General features: G+C 66.0%; 17 protein-coding genes, 2 tRNA genes and 1 pseudogene. 15 read left to right on the forward strand and 5 right to left on the reverse strand.

What is annotated here, in order from left to right; all coding sequences use genetic code 11:
- From ACLP4W_RS19035 to ACLP4W_RS19055, 5 genes and pseudogenes are all read left to right on the forward strand, one after another.
- Positions 1 to 231 (forward strand): annotated as a pseudogene (locus ACLP4W_RS19035) (single-stranded DNA-binding protein); the annotation flags it as partial.
- Between the two features lie 80 nt (positions 232 to 311).
- A complete protein-coding gene (ettA, locus tag ACLP4W_RS19040; RefSeq protein ID WP_442388566.1) occupies positions 312 to 1,988 on the forward strand; it encodes an energy-dependent translational throttle protein EttA in 1,677 nt (558 codons plus the stop codon).
- Positions 1,989 to 2,098: 110 nt separating this feature from the next.
- Positions 2,099 to 6,952: an NAD-glutamate dehydrogenase gene (locus tag ACLP4W_RS19045; RefSeq protein WP_442388568.1), complete on the forward strand. Its 4,854-nt coding sequence runs from the start codon at positions 2,099 to 2,101 to the stop codon at positions 6,950 to 6,952.
- The gene (locus ACLP4W_RS19050) at positions 6,949 to 7,365 is read left to right on the forward strand and encodes an acyl-CoA thioesterase (protein WP_442388570.1); all 417 of its coding nucleotides are present in this window, start codon (positions 6,949 to 6,951) and stop codon (positions 7,363 to 7,365) included. Before ACLP4W_RS19045 ends, ACLP4W_RS19050 begins: the two co-directional genes overlap by 4 nt.
- A 41-nt stretch (positions 7,366 to 7,406) precedes the next feature.
- The gene (locus ACLP4W_RS19055) at positions 7,407 to 8,033 is read left to right on the forward strand and encodes a hypothetical protein (protein ID WP_442388600.1); all 627 of its coding nucleotides are present in this window, start codon (positions 7,407 to 7,409) and stop codon (positions 8,031 to 8,033) included.
- 16 nt (positions 8,034 to 8,049) lie between these two features.
- Here ACLP4W_RS19055 and ACLP4W_RS19060 read toward each other — a convergent pair whose 3' ends face one another.
- Both ACLP4W_RS19060 and ACLP4W_RS19065 read right to left on the reverse strand, forming a co-directional pair.
- Positions 8,050 to 9,615 (reverse strand): glycoside hydrolase family 13 protein, encoded by a 1,566-nt coding sequence (locus ACLP4W_RS19060; RefSeq protein ID WP_442388572.1) that lies wholly within the window; start codon positions 9,613 to 9,615, stop codon positions 8,050 to 8,052.
- Positions 9,616 to 9,639: 24 nt separating this feature from the next.
- Entirely contained in the window at positions 9,640 to 10,029 is a 390-nt protein-coding gene (locus ACLP4W_RS19065) for a globin (protein WP_442388574.1), read from the reverse strand.
- A gap of 153 nt (positions 10,030 to 10,182) precedes the next feature.
- On the opposite strand from ACLP4W_RS19065, the gene ACLP4W_RS19070 reads away from it, so the two are divergent.
- From ACLP4W_RS19070 to ACLP4W_RS19080, 3 genes are all read left to right on the forward strand, one after another.
- A complete protein-coding gene (locus tag ACLP4W_RS19070) occupies positions 10,183 to 10,830 on the forward strand; it encodes an HNH endonuclease (RefSeq protein ID WP_442388576.1) in 648 nt (215 codons plus the stop codon).
- 87 nt (positions 10,831 to 10,917) lie between these two features.
- Positions 10,918 to 11,154: an aa3-type cytochrome oxidase subunit CtaJ gene (gene ctaJ / locus ACLP4W_RS19075; RefSeq protein ID WP_442388602.1), complete on the forward strand. Its 237-nt coding sequence runs from the start codon at positions 10,918 to 10,920 to the stop codon at positions 11,152 to 11,154.
- Positions 11,141 to 11,608: a DUF5130 domain-containing protein gene (locus tag ACLP4W_RS19080; RefSeq protein ID WP_442388578.1), complete on the forward strand. Its 468-nt coding sequence runs from the start codon at positions 11,141 to 11,143 to the stop codon at positions 11,606 to 11,608. Before ctaJ ends, ACLP4W_RS19080 begins: the two co-directional genes overlap by 14 nt.
- A 140-nt stretch (positions 11,609 to 11,748) precedes the next feature.
- Here the strand turns inward: ACLP4W_RS19080 and pepN are convergent, their stop codons facing one another.
- Positions 11,749 to 14,358, reverse strand: a complete 2,610-nt coding sequence (gene pepN / locus ACLP4W_RS19085) for an aminopeptidase N (RefSeq protein ID WP_442388580.1) — start codon at positions 14,356 to 14,358, stop codon at positions 11,749 to 11,751.
- A gap of 129 nt (positions 14,359 to 14,487) precedes the next feature.
- On the opposite strand from pepN, the gene ACLP4W_RS19090 reads away from it, so the two are divergent.
- From ACLP4W_RS19090 to ACLP4W_RS19100, 3 genes are read left to right on the forward strand one after another with little or no spacing between them, the layout of a single operon-like run.
- On the forward strand, positions 14,488 to 15,111 hold the full coding sequence (locus ACLP4W_RS19090) for an Rv2466c family mycothiol-dependent reductase (RefSeq protein WP_442388582.1): 624 nt from the start codon (positions 14,488 to 14,490) through the stop codon (positions 15,109 to 15,111).
- Positions 15,112 to 15,145: 34 nt separating this feature from the next.
- Positions 15,146 to 15,625, forward strand: coding sequence for a ribose-5-phosphate isomerase (locus ACLP4W_RS19095; protein WP_442388584.1), 480 nt, complete (start codon positions 15,146 to 15,148; stop codon positions 15,623 to 15,625).
- A gap of 21 nt (positions 15,626 to 15,646) precedes the next feature.
- Positions 15,647 to 16,459, forward strand: coding sequence for an Fpg/Nei family DNA glycosylase (locus tag ACLP4W_RS19100; protein ID WP_442388586.1), 813 nt, complete (start codon positions 15,647 to 15,649; stop codon positions 16,457 to 16,459).
- Positions 16,460 to 16,928: 469 nt separating this feature from the next.
- Here the strand turns inward: ACLP4W_RS19100 and ACLP4W_RS19105 are convergent, their stop codons facing one another.
- Together ACLP4W_RS19105 and ACLP4W_RS19110 are read right to left on the reverse strand one after the other, a co-directional pair.
- Complete coding sequence (locus ACLP4W_RS19105; protein WP_442388588.1) at positions 16,929 to 18,125, reverse strand: serine hydrolase domain-containing protein; 1,197 nt, start codon at positions 18,123 to 18,125, stop codon at positions 16,929 to 16,931.
- Between the two features lie 31 nt (positions 18,126 to 18,156).
- Positions 18,157 to 18,227, reverse strand: a tRNA-Gly gene (locus ACLP4W_RS19110).
- A 155-nt stretch (positions 18,228 to 18,382) separates the two neighbouring features.
- Here ACLP4W_RS19110 and ACLP4W_RS19115 point away from each other — a divergent pair.
- The 4 genes from ACLP4W_RS19115 to clpP2 all read left to right on the forward strand — a co-directional run bounded on the left by ACLP4W_RS19115 (position 18,383) and on the right by clpP2 (position 21,305).
- Positions 18,383 to 18,459 (forward strand) — tRNA-Pro (locus ACLP4W_RS19115).
- Between the two features lie 32 nt (positions 18,460 to 18,491).
- The gene (gene tig / locus ACLP4W_RS19120; protein WP_442388589.1) at positions 18,492 to 19,955 is read left to right on the forward strand and encodes a trigger factor; all 1,464 of its coding nucleotides are present in this window, start codon (positions 18,492 to 18,494) and stop codon (positions 19,953 to 19,955) included.
- Between the two features lie 127 nt (positions 19,956 to 20,082).
- Complete coding sequence (gene clpP1, locus ACLP4W_RS19125; protein WP_066961410.1) at positions 20,083 to 20,673, forward strand: ATP-dependent CLP protease proteolytic subunit ClpP1; 591 nt, start codon at positions 20,083 to 20,085, stop codon at positions 20,671 to 20,673.
- On the forward strand, positions 20,670 to 21,305 hold the full coding sequence (clpP2, locus tag ACLP4W_RS19130) for an ATP-dependent CLP protease proteolytic subunit ClpP2 (RefSeq protein WP_442388591.1): 636 nt from the start codon (positions 20,670 to 20,672) through the stop codon (positions 21,303 to 21,305). Before clpP1 ends, clpP2 begins: the two co-directional genes overlap by 4 nt.
- Positions 21,306 to 21,324 lie beyond the last annotated feature (19 nt).

The raw sequence follows: 21,324 nt of genomic DNA on the forward strand, positions 1-21,324 counted from the left end.
GACCGGGACGGCAATCGCCGTTCGTCGCTGGAAATGCGGGCGATCTCGGTCGGCCCCGACCTGTCCCGCGTCATCGTGCGCATCGAGAAGCCCGGGTACACCGGTCCCGACGCGGAGCCCGCCCCGGTGGCCGCCGCCGGCGAAGCCACCGATGAGGTTCCCGCTGTCGACGAACCGGTCCAGTCCGGCGATGCCACCGGCGGTCCGGGCCCGCTGCCGCTGTCGGCTTAGCTGCGGGCTCGGACCCGCCGAGCGGTGCCTAGGATGGTCCGCGAGATCGTTCCAAGAGACCAGAAAGGCAAAACCGCGGCATGGCTGAGTTCATCTACACGATGAAGAAGGTCCGCAAGGCGCACGGCGATAAGGTGATCCTGGACGACGTCACGCTGAGCTTCTATCCGGGAGCCAAGATCGGTGTCGTCGGCCCCAACGGCGCCGGCAAGTCGAGCGTCTTGCGGATCATGGCCGGTCTGGACAAGCCCAACAACGGCGAGGCCTTCCTGGCCACCGGTGCCACAGTCGGCATCCTGCAACAGGAGCCGCCGCTGAACGAGGAGAAGACCGTTCGCGGCAACGTGGAGGAAGGGCTGGGCGAGATCAAGGTCAAGCTCGACCGCTTCCACGAGGTCGCCGAACTGATGGCCACCGACTACAGCGATGAGTTGATGGAGGAAATGGGCCGGCTGCAGGAGGACCTCGACCACGCCGACGCGTGGGACGTCGACTCTCAGCTGGAGCAGGCGATGGACGCGCTGCGCTGTCCGCCGCCCGACGAGCCGGTGACGAATCTGTCCGGCGGTGAGCGCCGCCGCGTGGCGCTGTGCAAGCTGCTGCTGGCGAAGCCCGATTTGCTGCTGCTCGACGAGCCGACCAACCACCTGGACGCCGAAAGCGTGCAGTGGCTCGAACAGCACCTGGCCGCCTACCCGGGGGCGGTTTTGGCGGTGACCCACGACCGGTACTTCCTGGACAACGTCGCGCAATGGATCCTCGAGCTCGACCGGGGCCGCGCGTATCCGTACGAAGGCAACTACTCGACCTATCTGGAGAAAAAGGCCGAGCGTCTGTCGGTGCAGGGCCGCAAGGACGCCAAGCTGCAAAAGCGGCTGACCGAGGAGCTGGCCTGGGTCCGGTCCGGGGCCAAGGCGCGTCAGGCCAAAAGCAAGGCGCGGCTGCAGCGTTACGAAGAGATGGCCGCCGAGGCGGAGAAGACGCGCAAGCTCGATTTCGAGGAGATTCAGGTACCGGTCGGGCCGCGCCTGGGCAACGTGGTGGTCGAGGTCGAACACCTCGACAAGGGCTACGACGGCCGCACCCTGATCAAGGACCTCTCCTTTACCCTGCCGCGCAACGGCATCGTCGGCGTCATCGGTCCCAACGGCGTCGGCAAGACGACACTGTTCAAAACCATCGTCGGTCTCGAACAACCCGATAGCGGCACCGTCAAGGTCGGCGAGACCGTCAAGCTCAGTTACGTGGACCAGGCCCGCGCGGGCATCGATCCCAAGAAGACCGTGTGGGAAGTCGTCTCGGACGGGCTGGACTACATCGAGGTCGGTCAGAACGAGATACCGTCGCGAGCCTATGTGTCGGCGTTCGGGTTCAAGGGGCCCGACCAGCAGAAGCCTGCCGGAGTGCTGTCCGGTGGCGAGCGCAACAGGCTCAACCTCGCGCTGACGCTCAAGCAGGGCGGCAACCTTATCCTGCTGGACGAGCCGACCAACGACCTAGATGTCGAGACCCTGAGCTCACTGGAGAACGCTCTGGTGAATTTTCCGGGCTGCGCGGTGGTGATTTCCCACGATCGCTGGTTCCTCGACCGGACATGCACGCACATCCTGGCTTGGGAGGGTGACGAGGACAACGAGGCCAAGTGGTTCTGGTTCGAGGGCAACTTCGGGGCTTACGAGGAAAACAAGGTTGAACGGCTCGGAGCCGAGGCCGCCCGGCCGCACAGAGTGACCCACCGCAAGCTGACGCGCGACTAATGTCAGCTCTGCCGGCGCACTAAGCACACTGAGACAGTGCGGCCGGAACGGCCGCTGAGGAGTGGGCAATTGAGGGCATTGGCATCCGTCGTGAGTTGGGAGCAGTCGGCATGACGATCGATCCCGGGGCCAAGCAGGATCTCAAGCCGTGGACAAAGTTCACCAAGAGTGAAGACATTCCTGACTGGGTCGCGAATGCCTACATCGAGAGCTATCGCGGTCCACGCGGTGACGAACCAGGAGCCGCAGGAACCGGTCCCGCCGACCTGACCTCCCCGACCGCCATGGTGACCCCGGCCATGCTGCGCGCACACTATCGGCTCGGCCAGTGCCGCCCGGAGTCCAAGAGCTGTGTCTGCGTCCACCCGGCGGACGACCCCGCCGGATTCGGGCCCGCCCTGCAGGTCGTCACGGATGACGGCGGCATGCTGCTGGATTCCGTCACCGTGCTGCTGCACCGGCTCGGTGTGGCCTACGCGGGCATCATGGCCCCGGTGTTCGCGGTGCGTCGCAACCCGGCGGGAGACCTGCTCAGCGTCGAACCGAAAGCGCCGGGCGCATCGCAGTACCACGGCGAGGCCTGGATACACGTACAGCTGTTGCCCTCCGTCGACAGCAACGCCCTCGCCGAGGTCGAACGGCTGCTGCCCAAGGTCCTGACCGACGTCGAACTAGTCGCCAGCGACGCCGCGGCGATGATCACCACCCTGAGCGACTTGGCCGCAGACGTCGATGCCAACTCCGACGACCACTTTTCGGCGCCGGACCGCGAGGATGTCGCGGAGCTGTTGCGCTGGCTGGGCAACGGAAACTTTTTGCTGCTGGGCTACCAGCGTTGCCGCGTGCATGACGGCCTGGTCTCCGGCGACGGGTCAAGGGGCCTCGGCGTGCTGCGCACCCGCACGGGTTCCCGCCCCCGGCTGACCGACGACGACCGGTTGCTGGTCTTGGCCCAGTCCGTCGTCGGCAGCTACCTGCGCTACGGCGCTTACCCGTACGCCATCGCGGTTCGCGAATACGTCGGGGGCGGCGTTATCGAGCACCGCTTCGTCGGGCTGTTCACCGTCGCCGCCCTGAACGCGGACGTCCTGGAGATCCCGATGATCTCGCGCAGGGTCCGAGAAGTGCTCGCGATGGCCGAGAGCGACCCCATCCACCCGGGCCAGCTACTGCTCGACGTCATCCAGACCATCCCGCGCTCGGAGCTGTTCACGCTGAGCGCCGAGCGGCTCCTGAAGATGGCCACCGCGGTGCTGGATATGGGATCCCAACGGCGCGCGTTGTTGTTCCTGCGCGCCGATCGGCTCCAGTACTTCGTCTCGTGCCTCGTCTACGTTCCCCGCGATCGCTACACCACCGCGGTGCGGTTGCGAATCGAGGACATCCTGGTCCGCGAGTTCGGTGGGACGCGGCTGGAGTTCACCGCTCGGGTCAGTGAATCACCTTGGGCTCTAATGCATTTCATGGTTCGGTTGCCCGAAGGAGTTGCGCCGGTCGACGTCTCGGACGCCAACAGGACCCGGATCCAGGGATTGCTGAGTGAAGCCGCGCGAACCTGGGCGGACCGCCTGATCGCCGCCGCGGCAGACCTTTCCGAAGGCGGCGTCGGGCACGCCGACGCCGAGCACTACGCCGGCGCCTTTTCCGAGGTCTACAAACAGGCCGTCACACCCGCCGACGCCATCGAGCACATCGCCATCATCAAAGAGCTGTCCGATGATTCGGTCAAATTGGTGTTCGCCGAGCGCGCCGGGGACGGGCTCGCCCAACTGACCTGGTTTTTGGGTGGACACACTGCCTCGTTGAGCCAGCTGCTGCCGATGCTGCAGAGCATGGGCGTCGTCGTGCTCGAGGAGCGACCGTTCACGGTCACCCGGCCGGACGGGCTGCCGGTGTGGATCTACCAGTTCAAAATCCAGCCGCATCAGACCATCCCGGCGGCGGCGTCGGAAGCCGAGCGGGACTCGACCGCGCAGCGATTCGCCGACGCGGTCACCGCGATCTGGCAGGGCCGCGTCGAGATCGACCGGTTCAACGAGCTGGTGTTGCGCGCGAGGCTGACCTGGCAGCAGGTCGTGCTGCTGCGCGCCTATGCAAAGTACTTGCGGCAGGCGGGCTTTCCCTACAGCCAGTCCTACATCGAATCGGTGCTCAACGACTATCCGGCTACCGCGCGGTCACTGGTCACATTGTTCGAAGCGCTTTTCGACCCCAGGGCAACGGGTTCAACGACCAGTCGCGATGCGCAAACGGCCGCCGCCGCGGTCGCCGCGGGCATCGATGCGCTGGTGAGCCTGGACACCGACCGCATCTTGCGTGCGTTCGCATCGCTGGTTCAGGCCACATTGCGGACCAATTACTTCGTGACACGCGAGGGTTCGGCCCGGGCCCGCAATGTGTTGGCGCTCAAGCTGAACTCGCAGCTGATCGACGAGCTTCCGTTGCCGCGCCCCAAGTTCGAGATCTTCGTGTATTCGCCCCGCGTCGAAGGCGTGCACCTGAGGTTCGGCCCGGTGGCGCGCGGCGGCCTGCGCTGGTCCGATCGGCGGGACGATTTCCGCACCGAAATCCTGGGTCTGGTCAAGGCGCAAGCGGTGAAGAACGCCGTCATCGTGCCGGTCGGGGCCAAAGGGGGGTTCGTGGTCAAGCGGCCGCCGCTGCCTTCCGGCCCGGAGATTAGGGCCGCCGCGGACCGTGACGCAGTCCGCGCCGAAGGCGTCGCCTCCTACCAGCTGTTCATCTCCGGATTGCTCGACGTGACCGACAACGTCGACCACGCAACGAAAAAGGTCAATCCGCCACCCGAGGTGATACGGCGCGATGGCGACGACGCCTACCTGGTGGTGGCCGCGGACAAAGGCACCGCCACCTTCTCCGACATCGCCAACGACGTCGCCAAGTCCTACGGGTTCTGGCTTGGTGACGCGTTCGCCTCCGGTGGATCTGTGGGCTACGACCACAAGGCGATGGGCATCACTGCCAGGGGCGCGTGGGAAGCCGTCAAACGACACTTCCGCGAGATGGGCGTCGACACCCAAACCGAAGACTTCACCGTCGTCGGCATCGGCGACATGAGCGGCGACGTGTTCGGTAACGGCATGCTGCTCAGCAAGCACATCAGGCTGCTCGCCGCATTCGATCACCGGCACATCTTCCTCGACCCGGACCCCGATACCGCGGCTTCGTGGCGGGAACGCCGGCGGATGTTCGACCTGCCGCGGTCCAGCTGGGACGACTACGACAAGTCGTTGATCAGCGAGGGCGGTGGGGTGTACAGCCGCGAGCACAAGGCCATCCCGGTCAGCCCGCAGGTCCGCGACGTCCTCGGCATCGACGGTGACGTCACGGAAACGACTCCACCCGAACTGATCAAGGCGATCCTGCAAGCGCCGGTTGACCTGTTGTTCAACGGCGGTATCGGCACCTACATCAAGGCCGAATCCGAGTCCGATGCCGACGTCGGCGATCGCGCCAACGATCCGGTTCGGGTGGACGCAAACCAGGTGCGCGCCAAGGTAATCGGCGAAGGCGGCAATCTCGGGGTGACGGCATTGGGCCGCGTCGAGTTCGACCTGTCGGGCGGGCGGATAAATACCGACGCGATGGACAACTCCGCCGGCGTGGACTGTTCGGACCACGAGGTCAACATCAAGATCCTGATCGACTCGCTGGTCACCGCCGGCAAGGTCAAAGCCGACGAGCGCAAGCAGCTGCTGGAGTCGATGACCGACGAGGTCGCGCAACTGGTGCTCACCGACAACGAGGACCAGAACGACTTGATCGGCACCAGCCGCGCCAACGCGGCCAGCATGCTCTCGGTGCACGCGATGCAAATCAAGTACCTGGAAGAACACGGACTCAACCGCGAATTAGAAGCGCTGCCTTCGGAGAAGGAGGTTCACCGGCGGATCGAGGTCGGCATCGGGCTCACTTCGCCCGAGCTGTCAACGTTGATGGCACACGTCAAGCTGGCGCTCAAAGAGGAGATGTTGACCACCGAGCTGCCCGAGCAGGACGTGTTCGCCTCCAGGCTGCCCCAATACTTCCCGAAACCGCTGCGCGAACGGTTCACCCCGGAGATCCGCAGCCACCAGTTGCGCCGCGAAATCGTTACCACCATGCTCATCAACGACCTGGTGGACGCCGCGGGCATCAGCTACGCCTTCCGGATCACCGAAGATGTCGGTGTCGGGCCGATCGACGCGGTGCGCACCTATGTCGCCACCGACGCCATCTTCGGCGTGGATCACGTCTGGCGACGGATCCGCGCGGCAAACCTGCCGGTTGCGCTGTCGGACCGAATGACGCTGGATACCCGTCGGCTGATCGACCGTGCCGGACGCTGGCTGCTCAACTACCGTCCGCAGCCGCTGGCCGTCGGCGCCGAGATCAATCGATTCGCCGCCAAAGTCAAGGCGCTGTCACCGCGGATGTCGGAGTGGTTGCGCGGTGACGACAAGGCCATCGTCGAAAAGGAAGCCGCGGAATTCACAGCGCAGGGCGCCCCGGCAGACCTGGCCTACCGGGTCGCGGCCGGCCTGTATCGCTACAGCCTGCTCGACATCATCGACATCGGCGACATCACCGACACCGACCCCGGTGAAGTCGCGGACACCTATTTCGCCCTGATGGACCGGCTGGGCACCGACGGCCTGCTCACCGCGATATCCGAGCTGCCCCGAAACGACCGCTGGCATGCGTTGGCGCGCTTGGCGATTCGTGACGACGTCTACGCCTCGCTGCGGTCGCTGTGTTTCGATGTGCTTGCCGTCGGAGAGCCCAATGAAAGCGGCGAAGAGAAGATCGCCGAATGGGAGCACCTCAGCGCTTCCCGAGTGGAACGGGCACGGCGCACGCTCACCGAGATCTATGACAGCGGCGCGAAGGATCTCGCGACGCTGTCCGTGGCCGCGCGACAGATCCGGCGCATGACGCATACCAGCGGACGAGGATCGTCGGGGTGAGCGTCGGGTTCGTCGCTCCCGTGCCGGTGCGGTGGTCAGACATCGACATGTACCAGCACATCAACCACGCGACGATGGTGACGATTCTCGAAGAGGCGCGCGTCCCGTTCCTCAAGGACCCTTTCGCAGCCGACATCACCACCATCGGGTTGTTGATCGCCGACGTGCGGGTCACCTACAAGGATCAGCTGCGGCTCGCCGATTCGCCCCTGCAGGTGACCATCTGGACCAAGCGGTTGCGAGCCGTCGACTTCACGCTGGGCTACGAAGTGCGTTCGGTCAACGCCGATCCGGAGTCCAAACCTGCCGTCATCGCCGAGTCGCAGCTGGCCGCGGTACACATCGAGGAGCAGCGGCTGGTGCGACTCTCGCCGCACCATCGGGAGTACTTGCAACGGTGGCTCCGGAACTAGGGGCGGTAGGCGAGCGCGGGCTGTGGCTGGGCCCGGAGGGCATGGCCGCCCACCGCAAAGATTTGGCCACCTTCGTCGATCACGCGAAGCGGCTCGACGACGCCGCGGTCATCCGGCTCCGCGCTCGATCAGCTGGGCTGCTTTCGGCCTGGGTGGCAACGGGTTTCGACGTGCTGGCCAGCCGGGTGGTGGTCGGCAAGGTGCGGCCCGACGATTTATCGGCCGGCGCCGACGCACTCGCGCGCGGCCTGGCCGAGATGGACGCCTCGGGCTACGTCGATCCGGGCTTTGCAATGGACTCCGCGTGGCGCGGTGCGTTGCCCCCGGAATCGGGCTTCACCCACCTCGAAGACGTGCCCGCCCGGGTGATGCTGGATCTGGCACAGCGCGGCGCGCAACTGGCCAGGGAACACATCGGTTCCCAGGGTCCGCCGGTCTCGTTGCTCGACCAGGAGGTAGTTCGGGTCAGCTCGGCCGACGCTTGCGTGGGACTCCCGATGCGCTGTGTGTTCGCCTTGACCGCAATGGGTTTCCTGCCGCAGTCACCCGAGGCGATCGACGCCGACGAGATGGTCCGCGTCCGGATACTGCCGACCTGGCTGCGGGTCGACGCCAAGTTCGGCTCGGTGTACCGACGCCGCGGCCAACCGGCGCTGGTGCTGCGCTGACCGCGGGCCCACGCGCTCAGACCAGCCAGGCGGCCGCGTCCGGTGGCAATTTGTCGTCCACCAATGGAGCGCTGGCCAGGATGACGTGCCCCGGCGGCAGTTCCATCGGGCTGCGGCCGGCGTTCAGCGCACACACCAGGGCGCCACCGTTGCGCTCGAAGATCAGCAATTCGCGGGTTGCGGTCAGCCACTCGAACTCGGGGCCGTCGAATTCGTCTCGCTCCCTGCGTAATTTGATGGCGCGCTGAAAGAACGACAGCGTCGAGTCGGGATCTGCGCGCTGCTTTTCGACGGTTAGCACGCCCCATTCTTTCGGCATCGGCAACCACGTGTCGGCAGACGACGAGAACCCGAACGGGGGAGTGTCGCCCGACCACGGGATCGGAACCCGGCACTTGTCACGGCCACGCTCGGTGCGCCCGGAGCGTTCCCAAGTCGGGTCCTGCAGCGCCTCGTCGGGCAACTCCACGTCGGGCAGCCCCAGCTCCTCGCCGTTGTAGACGAACACCGCACCCGGCAGCGCGAGCATCACCATTGCCATGGCCCGCGCCCGGCGCAGCCCGACGTCGCCGCCGCCGTAGCGGGTTACCTCCCGACCCACATCGTGGTTGGACAGCGTCCAGGTTGGGGTGGCGTCTTCGATCGCCGTGGCCGTCAGCGAATTCTGAATCGCGTCGTGGATCTCGGTTGTGTCGAAGTCGATCTTGGTCAGCCTGAAATTAAACCCGAGATGCAGTTCGTCGGGCCGCAGATACTCGGCCCAGCGGGCATTGTCCATTACCCACACCTCGCCGATGGTCAATGCCCCGGGATACTCGTCGACGACCGTGCGGATCCCGCGGTGAATGTCATGCACACTCGGGTGGTTGAAGCGCGGGTCGTCGTCGCTGTGGTGCAACACCTTGACGTTTTGCTTGGCGTCCGGCAGCCCCGGCGGCTTGGCCATCCCGTGCGCCACGTCGATGCGGAAGCCGTCCACGCCGCGTTCCAGCCAGAATCGCAACGTTTTCTCGAAGTCGTCGAAGACATCTGGGTGTTCCCAGTTCAGATCGGGCTGCTCGGCATCGAACAGGTGCAGATACCACTGGCCGGGGTTGCCGTCCGGTTCGATCACCCGGGTCCACGCGGGGCCGCCGAAGACCGATGTCCAGTTGTTCGGCGGCAGTACCCCGTCGCGGCCCCGACCGTCGCGAAAGAAATAGCGCTCCCGCGCGTCGGTGCCGGGGCCGGCGGCCAGCGCCGCCTGAAACCACGGGTGCGCCGAACTGGTGTGGTTGGGCACCACGTCCATGGTGACTTTGATGCCGCGTTGGTGTGCCGCCGCGATCAGCCGTTCGATCGCGGCCATGTCGCCGAACAGCGGGTCGATGTCACGGGGATCGGCGACGTCGTAGCCGTGGTCGGCCATCGGCGAGACGGTGACCGGGTTGAGCCAGATGGCGTCCACACCCAGCTCTTCCAAATGGTCCAGCCGGTCGGTCAGGCCGTCCAGGTCACCGACGCCGTCGCCGTTGCTGTCCGCGAACGACCGCGGATACACCTGATAGAACACCGCGCTTGACCACCACGGCTCGGGGCTCATAGTGCTCCGTTCAGTTACTTGGCATCAAAACGATGAATTGACCAGAGAGTGCGCAGCCATTTCCAGGTATTCAAGCAATTCACGACGGTGCTCATCGTCGAGGGTGTGCGAGTCGATCGAGGCGACAGCGGTGTGCATGCACCGCAGCCAGGCGTCGCGCTCTATGGGGGTGATCCGGAATGGGGCGTGACGCATCCGCAGCCGCGGATGCCCGCGCCGGTCGGAGTAGGTACGCGGGCCGCCCCAGTACTGCTCGAGGAACATGCGCAGCCGTTCTTCGGCGCCCGCCAGGTCGTCTTCGGGATACAGCCGACTCAGTATCTCGTCCTCGGGGACCTGCGCATAAAAGCGCGAGACGATCGCATTGAAGGTCTCGGCACCGCCGACGGCATCGTAGAAGCTCACCTGATCCATCCCCTCCATTGTGGTGCATCGCCCGGGTAGCCAGGCGAATCGGGCCTTGAGACAGGCCCGCTTGCTCCCGCTGTTCACCGTTTTGACACGGGGCGCACCTGCAATGAGGGTGCGTTTGGCGGCGAATCATGGTGGACTATCCGCGGAGGATCTATGGCGCATGGTAAGAGACGCCGCAGCCACCGCAGTTCCGGTGCCGCGGCAGGGTTGACCGGGCCCCCAACCGCGTCATGCCTGCATAGCGTCGACACCCATCCGCCCACCCGGCACGAGACCGCGTCGATCTGGAGTCGCCGGCGGGTACTGCTGCTGAATTCCACCTACGAGCCGCTGACCGCGCTGCCGATGCGGCGGGCCATCGTCATGGTGATCTGCGGCAAGGCCGACGTGGTGCACCACGACCCGGCCGGGCCGGTCATCCACTCGGCGACCAGCTCGATCGTGGTGCCGTCGGTGATCCAGCTGCGGTCGTATGTCCGGGTTCCCTACCGCGCGCGTGTCCCGATGACCCGCGCCGCGCTGATGCACCGCGACCGTTTCTGCTGCGCCTACTGCGGGGCCAAGGCCGACACGGTCGATCACGTGGTGCCGCGCAGCCGTGGTGGTGACCACTCCTGGGAGAACTGCGTCGCGTGCTGCTCGACCTGCAACCATCGCAAGGGCGACAAGCTGCTCACCGAACTCGGCTGGGCGCTGCGCCGGGCCCCGCTGCCGCCCACTGGACAGCACTGGCGGTTGCTATCGACCGTCAAGGAGCTGGATCCGGCCTGGGCTCGTTACCTCGGCGAAGGCGCGGCCTGAACCCGGCTGCCCGGCCGCTGATCGCAAAGTCGTGTCCGAGCGTGCGGGTGGATCACCCGGTGGGATACGGTTTGCGTCGTGAGCCTTCTGGAGATCCATCTGTACTTCATCGGAATCCCGTTGTTGCTGGTGGCGGTGCTGTCGCTGCTGATCTTTTCCCGCAAGGGCCCCCACCCCGCTTCCTACACGTTGTCGGAGAAGTGGACACATCCGCCGATCCTGTGGGCCGCCACAGACGAAGACGTCGGCAACGCGCACGGCGGACATGGTGGCCATGACGCATCGCAGTTCTCGGTTGGAGGTGGCGCCAGTGGCACGTGGTGAGGTAGCGACGGTCGAGCCCATCAATCTGCCCGAGGGTTCGGTAATCACCACCAGCGGACGGATCTCGGGGGTCACCGAGCCCGGAGAGTTATCCGTCCACTACCCGTTTTCGACCCAAGACCTCGTCGCCATCGACGACGCGCTCAAGTACGGCTCGCGGGCATCCCTGACGCGGTTCGCGATCTACCTCGGCGACCTGGGTAGCGACACGGCCGCGCGGGCTCGCGAGATCTTGGGCAAAGTGCCGACGCCCGACAATGCGGTGCTGCTCGCCGTCTCGCCCGACCAGAGCGCGATCGAGGTGGTCTACGGCTCTCAAGTCAGGGGTCGCGGCGCCGAGTCGGCCGCACCGCTCGGTGTTGCCGCGGCCTCGTCGGCGTTCGAGCAGGGCAATTTGGTCGACGGGCTGGTCAGCGCGATCCGCGTGCTCAGCGCCGGGATCTCCCCGCCTTAGTTTCCTGCTGCCCGTGCGCCATCGAGTCTGCGATCACGGCGTCGAAACTGCGGCCACAGTGCGGATCGCCTCCGTTGCCGACGCTGAGCGCAGACTCGAGAGGAGTTGGGGGCGATCACACGGCCTCGATCAGGCCTCGATCAGGCACTGTCGAACTCGCGGGCTTTCAGGGCCCGCTTGACGCCGGCTTGGCCCTCCAGCACCAGGCGTCGCAGGGCCGGCGGCACCTCCGACTCGGGGGCGCTCAGGAACTCGTCGGCGGCGGCGATACCGGCGTCGCCGATGTCCCAGTGCGGATACAGGCCGATCACCACCGTTTGGGCGACCTCGCTGGATCGCCGCGCCCAGACTCCCGCTATCGCCGCGAAGTAGCGCGCGGTGAACGGCCGGAGCAGCTCGCCCTGCCCGGGTGCCGCGATGCCCGCGATGATCGAGCGGGCCGTGATGTTGGCCACGGCGTCGTCCTCGACGACCGTGGTCCAGGCTTCTTCCTTGACCTGCGGTTGAGGCCGCGCCGCCGCCGCTTGGGCGCCGTGTCGCTTTCCGGCGGCCGTCGGGTCGCGCTGCACTTCGGCGTCGATAAACGGCGTCGCGGTCCCATCGGCGTCGATATCGCCGGCGGTGGCCAGCGCGGTCACGATGCGCCAGCGCAGGTCCGTGTCGATGTCTAGGCCGGCCAGCCCCGAGTCGGCGGGGTCGTGGTCGAGCAGGTCCGCCAGCGTCACGACGTGTCGGGTCGACAAAACCGACGAGCACAGCGTGTTGACGAACGCGAGCTGGTGATCCGATCCGGGCTGCGCGGCGCGCGCCAATTCCAGCAGCCGGTCGGCGAACTGTGGCCAGCCGTGCTCCAGCGCCCAACCCGGCTCGGCGTAGGACGCCAGCGCCGTCTGGGCCTGCAGCAGCAGCCGTTGCGCCACCCCGACCTCGGTTTCGGCGTGCACCCCGCCCGACACCAACGCCACGAAGTCGCGGGCACGCAGTTCGGCCTCGCGGGTCATCTCCCACGCCGCCGACCACACCAGCGAACGGGGCAGCGGTTCGGCGATGTCGGCGATCCGGCGTAGCGCGGTCTGCAGCGACTGGGCGTCCAGCCGCAGTGAGCAATACGTCAGGTCGTCATCGTTGACTAGAATCAGCTTGCCTCGCGAAACACCAACCAGCTCCGCAACTTCCGTGACAGCATTCTCGACGTCCAGTTCCTCCCGGTGTACCCGAACCAGCCTGCCGGACCCGTCATCGTCGTAAACTCCGATCGCCAGCCGGTGCACGCGGGTCTCACCGGCACCGGGTGCGGCGCCGCCCTGAGTCACCGCAAAACGGGTGAAGTTGCCGTCCGCGTCGACGTCGAAGTCGGGCCGAAGTGTGTTCAGCCCAGTGGTTTTCAGCCACTGCTGACCCCAATTGGACAAGTCACGGCCGGACGCTTTCTCCAGCGCGGTGAGCAGATCGTCGAACGTGGCATTGCCGAATGCGTGACTGCGGAAATAATCGCGCAGCCCCGCCAGGAACTGCTCCAGCCCGACGTAGGCAACGAGCTGCTTGAGGACCGACGCGCCTTTGGCGTAGGTGATGCCGTCGAAGTTCACCTCGACGGCGGCCAGATCGGGGATTTCGGCGGCGATGGGGTGCGTCGACGGCAGTTGGTCCTGACGGTACGCCCACGACTTCTCCACTGTCGCAAACGTCGTCCAGGCCTGGGTGAATTCGGTGGCTTCGCTTTGGCACAGCACCGAGGCGAAGGTCGCAAACGATTCGTTGAGCCACAAGTCGTCCCACCACGTCATCGTGACCAGGTCCCCGAACCACATGTGCGCCATCTCGTGCAGCACCGTCTCGGCGCGCCGCTCATAGGAAGCCCGGGTGACCTTGCTGCGGAAGACGTAGTCTTCCAGGAACGTCACCGCACCGGCGTTTTCCATTGCGCCGGCATTGAATTCGGGGACGAACAACTGGTCGTACTTGCCGAAGGCGTACGGCAGGCCAAAGTTCTTGTGGTAGAAGCCGAATCCCTGCTTGGTCTGGGTGAACAACCGCTCGGCGTCCATGTGTTGGGCCAGCGAGCCCCGGCAGTAGATGCCCAGTGGGATCTCACCGTGTTCGTCGACGTAGGTGTCTTTCCACTCGGCATACGGGCCGGCGATCAAGGCCACCAGATAAGTGCTCATCCGCGGGGTGGTGGCAAAGGTGTGCACGCTGGTCTTGGCGGAGTTCTCTCCGTCCTCGACGGAGGTGGAGGCGCCGCTGGAGATCACCTTCCAGTGCTTGGGCGCGACCACCCGCAGGTCGAACGTCGCCTTGAGGTCGGGTTGGTCGAAACAGGCGAACATGCGCTTGGCGTCGGCGGTTTCGAACTGCGAATACAGGTAGGTCTCGTCGTCGACGGGGTCGACGAAGCGATGCAATCCCTCGCCGGTGTTGGAGTAGCTGCAGTCGGCGTCGACGACGAGGACGTTGCGGTCGGCCAGTCCGCGTAGCGGGATGCCGGTCGACTCGTCGTATCCGGACACGTCGAGGTCGCGTCCGTTGAGGGTGGCGCCGCGGATGTTGTCGGCGGCGATGTCGATGACCGTGTCGGCCCCGGCGAGCGCGTCGAACACCACGGTGGTGGTGGACCGGAAAGTTCGTTCGCCGGGCGCGCCGCTGCCATCGGGGCCGTCGGTGACGTCGAGGCTGATCTGGTAACTGTCTACGGTGATCAGGGCGGCGCGTTCGGCAGCCTGGTCTCGGGTGAGGTTGGGAAGGGCCACGCGTCCAACTTAAACGTGTTGGTGAACACCCGGTAACCGGAGCGACGGGACGGGAACACGCGGCCCGTGACTACGGTTGTCTACGACGGTGAGCTAACCGTCTGTAATCGTCCAGGAGAGGACCACGCTATGTCCGAGAAGGCCCCCGTGAAAAGCCAAGCCGACTTCTGGTTCGATCCGCTGTGTCCATGGTGCTGGATCACGTCCCGCTGGATCCTCGAGGTGGAGAAGGTTCGCGACATCGAAGTGAACTTCCATGTCATGAGCCTTGCGGTACTCAACGAAAACCGCGAAGGCCAGCCCGAAAAATATCGCGAAATGATGAAGAAGGCGTGGGGCCCGGTGCGGGTGGCGATCGCCGCCGAGCAGGCGCACGGGGCCGGCGTTTTGGACCCGCTGTACACCGCGATGGGCACCCGGATTCACAACGAGGGCAACAAGGACCTCGACGAGGTCATCACGCTGTCGCTTGCCGACGCCGGCCTGCCGGCGGAGTTGGCCGCGGCCGCGGACACCGACGCATACGACGACGCGCTGCGCAAGAGTCACCACGCCGGGATGGACGCCGTCGGTGACGATGTCGGGACGCCGACCATCCATGTCAACGGCGTGGCTTTCTTCGGACCGGTGCTCTCGAAAATCCCGCGTGGCGAGGAAGCGGGCAAGCTTTGGGACGCCTCGGTGACTTTCGCGGCCTACCCGCACTTCTTCGAGCTCAAGCGGACCCGCACCGAGCCGCCCGAATTCGACTGACCGGGCGGCGCGCCGCTGTGTAAGGATTGCGGGCATGCGCGTCTACCTGGGTTCTGACCACGCCGGATACGAGCTCAAGCAGCAGATCATCGAGCACCTCGAGGAAGCCGGACACGAGCCGATCGATTGCGGCGCCTTTAGCTATGACGCCGAGGACGACTACCCCGCGTTTTGCATCGCCGCCGCAACGCGCACGGTGGCCGACCCCGAGAGCCTCGGCATCGTGCTGGGGGGATCGGGTAACGGTGAGCAGATCGCCGCCAACAAGGTCCCGGGGGCCCGCTGCGCGCTGGCGTGGAGCGTCGAGACCGCGACCCTGGCCCGTCAGCACAACAACGCGCAGTTGATCGGCATCGGCGGCAGGATGCACACCGTGCCCGAGGCGTTGTCCTTCGTGGACGCGTTCCTGACCACGCCATGGTCGAAAGCCGAACGCCACCAAAGGCGTATCGACATCCTCTCCGAATACGAACGCACCCACCAGGCGCCGCCGGTGCCCGGCGCTAAGGCTTGAGAGAAGGCCCGAGAGACCCGCATGCCCGAGGGGCATACTCTGCACCGGCTGGCCCGGTTGCATCAGCGCCGATTCGCCTGCGCACCGGTCGCGGTGTCCAGCCCGCAGGGCCGCTTCGCCGGTGCGGCCGCCGTGGTGGACGGCCGGGTGCTGCGGCGTGCCAGCGCCTGGGGCAAGCACCTCTTCCATCACTACGCCGACGGCCCGATCGTGCATGTGCATCTGGGTCTCTACGGCGCGTTCACCGAATGGCCCGTTCCCTCAGGCCCCGGCGGTGCGCTGCCGGAGCCGGTCGGACAGGTGCGGATGCGGATGATCGGCGCCGACTACGGCACCGACCTGCGTGGCCCGACGGTATGCGAAGTAATCGACGAGGGCCAAGTCCGCGACGTCGTGGCCAAGCTCGGTCCCGACCCGTTGCGCAACGATGCCGACCCGTCGTGGGCGTGGACCCGGATCACCAAGTCCCGCAGGCCTGTTGGCGCGTTGCTGATGGACCAGACCGTCATCGCCGGCGTGGGCAACGTCTACCGCAGCGAGTTGCTGTTCCGCCACCGCATTGACCCGTTCCGGTCGGGCCGGGGGATTAGCGAGGCAGAGTTCGACGCGGCGTGGACCGATCTGGTGGCTTTGATGAAGGTCGGTCTGCGCCGCGGCAAGATCATCGCGGTGCGGCCCGAACACGACCACGGTCGACCGTCATACCTGACCGGGCGGCCCCGGACGTATGTGTACCGGCGCGCGGGCGAGCCGTGCCGGGTGTGCGGGACAGCAATCCGCATGGCAGTGCTGGAGGGCCGAAACGTATTTTGGTGCCCAGTCTGTCAAACGTGACGCGACTCTTGTCAGATTCGCGAAATCCCCGCAAGAAACGCTGGCGTTTTCAGTTTCGAGCGGCCACCGCGTGCGTATAGGCCACACCGTGAAAACCCTTCCTCGCTTAGCCACAACGATCTTCGCTGGGGCCGCCATTTTGGGTGCGGCCGGGGTGGGCATTGGGTTGACGCGCAAGCACGGCCGGGGCCCTTCCCGCAGTGGTGCCCGGGTGAATTTTGGGACCCGGGCTGGGGCAATAACTGGGACTGGAACAACTGCCATGACTGGCGCGGGGGACCGCCGGGCGGCCCCTGGGGCCCGGGCTGGCCTGGTGGGCCGCCGCCACCGCCGGGTGGCCCGTGGGGACCGCCGGGACCGCCGCCGCCGCCGCCGTGGGGGCCTCGTTAAACCTTTGTCGGTCGGTGCAATCAACCGCGCCCTGCCCAAGCCGGCGGGGCGCGGTTTCATCTAGCCGTAGCGGCGCGCTTCAGGTGGGGGTAACTCCCAGCGCGGCGTAGACCTCATTGCTGAGGGCGACGCTTCGCGGGTCCGCGTTCGCCTTGGTGGCGTCGAAGCGATTCATCACATACGCGTAGCCGATTCGGTGCTCCAGGTCGACAAACGCGAATGAGCCGCCCAGGCCGCCGTGGCCGAAGATCCCGCGGTTGGGGCCGTTCACGCCACGCTGGTTGAGCATGTAACCCAGACCCCAGCCGTGGTCGGCGACCCGAGGGCCCAGCACCAAATCCGTTTCGAATCCGCCCTGGCATACCCGGACGAGGTCCATGTGCTCGCGGCTGAGGAGTTTCTCCTGCGCGAGCGCGTTGTAGAAGGTCGCCAACCCCAGAGCAGACACCTGACCGTTGGTCCCCGGGAACTCGAGCCGACGCCACAGCTCCAGGTCGTGGGAGCCGAGTTCGTCGTCGGGGGCGAACCCCATGGAAATCGACAGTCCCGCCTTGGGGTGTTCGGCCAGGCTGGTCGGGTAGGCGGGCGCTTGCGCGTCGGCCAGCAGATCGCGGGCGTGCGGCTTGTTCACCCGATCGGCACAGCGTGCTTGCTCGGCCCGGGACAAGCCGATGTGGACGTCAGCGCCAAGCGGTTCGGCGATGTCGGTGCGCAGGTACTGGCCGACCGTGCGGCCCGTCACCCGGCGGAACACCTCGCCGAGGATGAAACCGAAGGTGGTCATGTGGTAGCCCTGGGCGGTGCCCGGCTCCCACCAGGGTTCCGCGGCCGCCAGCCGCTCGCAGACAAAGTCCCAGTCGGCGACCTTTTCCCAACCCATGCGGGTGCGCGGCCCGATGACACCGGATCGGTGGCTCATCACCATGGCCAGCGTGATGGCTTCCTTGCCCGCCTGCCCGAATTCGGGCCAATAGCGGGCCACCGGCGCCTGCAGGTCCAGCTCGCCGCGGTCGGCCAGTTGGTGAACGCAGGTGGCAGTCAGCCCCTTGGTGCCGGAAAGCACCGTGGTCAGGGTGTTTTGTTGCCAGGGCCGGGTGCCGGCCGCGTCGGCCCAGCCGCCCCAGAGGTTGACGACGAGGTCGCCGTCGACCCATACCGCGACGGCCGCGCCGACCTCCTTGCGCAGCGCAAAGTTCCGCTCGAACGCGTCGCGCACCGCGACGAAGTCCGAAGCGCATGAGCCATGGATGTCAGCGTCCGCTTTCAGGTCGCTCATGGCGCCTTTCTATCGAGCAAAACCTAGCCCGAGCGGGCGACGGGAATCGAACCCGCGTAGCTAGTTTGGAAGACTAGGGCTCTACCATTGAGCTACGCCCGCGAGTATTAGTCGAGCGAGACTGTATCTGGCGGCGAACATCAAATCTAATCGAAGCGGTTCCGTGATCGCTCCGTGAGGTCTCGAGGTCTTGGAAGGTGCCCGCGAAGCCCGTGGCCAACCTGGTGATGAAGGGCCGTAGGATCGCGTGGTCAGCGCGGGGTGTAGCGCAGCTTGGTAGCGCATCCGCTTTGGGAGCGGAAGGCCGCAGGTTCAAATCCTGTCACCCCGACCAGCGCCACCGACCAGACACCAAGGAGCACACCCGTGAAGAGCAGCGTCGAGCAGTTGAGCCCCACCCGGGTGCGGATCAACGTGGAGGTGCCTTTCACCGAGCTCGAGCCCGATTTCCAGCGGGCCTACAAAGAGCTGGCCAAACAGGTGCGGCTGCCCGGATTCCGGCCCGGTAAGGCGCCGGCGAAGTTGCTGGAGGCCCGTTTCGGCCGGGAAGCGATGCTCGACCAGGTGGTCAACGATGCGCTGCCCGGCCGCTACGGACAGGCGGTCGCGGACTCGGAGGTCAAGCCGATCGGTCAGCCCAGCATCGAGGTCACCAAAAAGGAGTACGGCGAGGAGCTGGCATTCACCGCCGAGGTCGACGTCCGCCCCCAGATCGCCCTTCCGGACCTCAGCGCACTGAAGGTATCGGTGGATCCGGTCGAGGTCAGCGACGACGATGTCGAGGCTGAACTGAAGTCGTTGCGCGCCCGGTTCGGCACCCTGACCGGGGTGGAACGGCCGGTGGAGCTCGGTGACTTCGTCTCGATCGACTTGTCGGCCACCGTCGACGGCGAGGATGTGCCGAACGCGGCTGCGCAGGGCCTGTCCCACGAGGTCGGGTCGGGCCGGCTCATCGCGGGCCTCGACGATGCGCTGGTCGGATTGTCCGTCGATGAGTCCCGGGAATTCACGGCGAAATTGGCGACCGGCGAGCACGCCGGGCAGGACGCGCAAGTCACCGTGACCGTCCGGTCGATCAAGCAACGGGAACTGCCGGAGCCCGACGACGAGTTCGCCCAACTGGCCAGCGAATTCGACACCATTGACGAGCTGCGGTCCAACCTCGGCGACCAGGTGCGTCAGGTCAAGCGCGCCCAGCAAGCCGAGCAGATTCGCAACGCCACGATCGACGCTCTGCTCGAGCAGGTCGACGTGCCGCTGCCCGAGGCGGTCGTCCAGGCGCAGTTCGACAGCGCCGTGCACGGCGCGCTGCACGGCCTGGACCACGACGAAGCCAAGCTCGACGAGGTGCTCGCCGAGCAGGGCAGGTCGCGCGAGGAGTTCGAGACCGAGGCGCGCACCGCCGCAGAGACGGACGTGAAGAAGCAGCTGTTGCTGGATGCGCTGGCCGATGACTTGCAGGTCCAGGTCGGCCAGGAGGACCTCACCGAACGCCTGGTGGCGACATCCCGGCAATACGGCATCGAGCCGCAGCAGCTGTTCGCCTACCTTCAGGAGAACAACCAGCTGCCGGCCATGTTCGCCGATGTGCGGCGCGGCCTGGCGATCGCCGCGGCGGTCGAGGCGGCCACGGTCACCGATACCGACGGAAACGCCGTCGACACCAGCGACCTCTTCGGCAAGCGCGGTCCGGAGGCCTCCGAACAGGCGGGGGCCGAGCCAGCGGGCGAGGCCGAGGAGGCCGACAACTCGAGCGCCGAGGCCTCCGAACAGGCGGGGGCCGAGGCGGAGGTCCAAGCGTCGGACACTTCCGACGACGAAGCGGAATGACCGGCCATGACGCTGTGAGCGAACGCGCCCATTTCAGGGGGTGCGCGACCGGCGAACAGCGGGCTTGGTTGGTTAGGGTCGGTGGCATACGCAACTCGAGAAAGCAGGTAACCCAGTCGTGACTGACATGCGTTCCAACTCGCAGGGTCTCAACCTCACCGACTCGGTCTATGAGCGCTTGCTGTCCGAGCGCATCATCTTCCTGGGCTCAGAGGTGAGCGACGAAATCGCCAATCGGCTGTGCGCACAGATCCTGTTGCTCGCCGCCGAGGACGCCACCAAGGACATTTCGCTCTACATCAATTCACCCGGCGGATCGATCAGCGCCGGAATGGCGATCTACGACACGATGGTGCTGGCGCCGTGTGACATCGCCACGTATGCGATGGGCATGGCCGCCTCGATGGGCGAATTCCTCCTGGCGGCCGGCACCAAGGGCAAGCGCTACGCGCTGCCGCACGCTCGCATCCTGATGCACCAGCCGCTGGGCGGGGTGACCGGTAGCGCGGCCGATATCGCCATCCAGGCCGAGCAGTTCGCCGTCATCAAGAAAGAAATGTTCCGCCTCAACGCCGAATTCACCGGCCAGCCGATCGAACGCATCGAGGCGGATTCCGACCGCGACCGGTGGTTCACCGCCCCGGAAGCCCTGGAATACGGCTTCGTCGACCACATCATCACCCGCGCCGCACACATCACCAATGGAGAAGCACAGTGAATCCTCAGATCCAGCCTCAGGCGCGCTACATCCTGCCGTCGTTCATCGAGCACTCCAGCTTCGGCGTCAAGGAGTCCAACCCCTACAACAAGCTGTTTGAGGAACGCATCATCTTCCTGGGCGTGCAGGTCGACGACGCGTCAGCGAACGACATCATGGCGCAGCTGCTGGTGTTGGAGTCGCTGGATCCCGACCGCGACATCACCATGTACATCAACTCGCCCGGCGGCGGGTTCACCTCACTGATGGCGATCTACGACACCATGCAATACGTGCGGGCCGACATCCAGACGGTGTGCCTGGGTCAGGCCGCCTCGGCGGCGGCGGTGCTGCTGGCCGCCGGAACGCCGGGCAAGCGGATGGCGCTGCCCAACGCCCGGGTGCTGATCCACCAGCCGTCGCTGTCGGGCGTGATTCAGGGCCAGTTCTCCGATCTGGAAATCCAGGCCGCCGAGATCGAGCGGATGCGCACGCTGATGGAAACCACCTTGGCCCATCACACCGGCAAGGACGCCGCGACGATCCGCAAAGACACCGACCGCGACAAAATCCTGACCGCCGAAGAGGCCAAGGACTACGGGATCATCGACACCGTTCTGGAATACCGGAAGCTGTCGGCTCAAACTGCGTGAGTTTTCGCCGAACGTGCAC

The organism is Mycobacterium sp. (assembly GCF_052145595.1).
Lineage (GTDB): Bacteria > Actinomycetota > Actinomycetes > Mycobacteriales > Mycobacteriaceae > Mycobacterium.

Excerpts from the sequence above, each read along its gene's own strand:
- ACLP4W_RS19100 (WP_442388586.1), top strand. The coding sequence starts at position 15,647 with ATGCCCGAGGGGCATACTCTGCACCGGCTGGCCCGGTTGCATCAGCGC.
- ettA (WP_442388566.1), top strand. The coding sequence starts at position 312 with ATGGCTGAGTTCATCTACACGATGAAGAAGGTCCGCAAGGCGCACGGC.
- ACLP4W_RS19105 (WP_442388588.1), bottom strand. The coding sequence starts at position 18,125 with ATGAGCGACCTGAAAGCGGACGCTGACATCCATGGCTCATGCGCTTCG.
- clpP1 (WP_066961410.1), top strand. The coding sequence starts at position 20,083 with ATGCGTTCCAACTCGCAGGGTCTCAACCTCACCGACTCGGTCTATGAG.
- ACLP4W_RS19065 (WP_442388574.1), bottom strand. The coding sequence starts at position 10,029 with ATGGATCAGGTGAGCTTCTACGATGCCGTCGGCGGTGCCGAGACCTTC.
- ACLP4W_RS19045 (WP_442388568.1), top strand. The coding sequence starts at position 2,099 with ATGACGATCGATCCCGGGGCCAAGCAGGATCTCAAGCCGTGGACAAAG.
- ACLP4W_RS19055 (WP_442388600.1), top strand. The coding sequence starts at position 7,407 with ATGGCCGCCCACCGCAAAGATTTGGCCACCTTCGTCGATCACGCGAAG.
- ACLP4W_RS19060 (WP_442388572.1), bottom strand. The coding sequence starts at position 9,615 with ATGAGCCCCGAGCCGTGGTGGTCAAGCGCGGTGTTCTATCAGGTGTAT.
- ACLP4W_RS19090 (WP_442388582.1), top strand. The coding sequence starts at position 14,488 with ATGTCCGAGAAGGCCCCCGTGAAAAGCCAAGCCGACTTCTGGTTCGAT.
- ACLP4W_RS19070 (WP_442388576.1), top strand. The coding sequence starts at position 10,183 with ATGGCGCATGGTAAGAGACGCCGCAGCCACCGCAGTTCCGGTGCCGCG.
- ACLP4W_RS19095 (WP_442388584.1), top strand. The coding sequence starts at position 15,146 with ATGCGCGTCTACCTGGGTTCTGACCACGCCGGATACGAGCTCAAGCAG.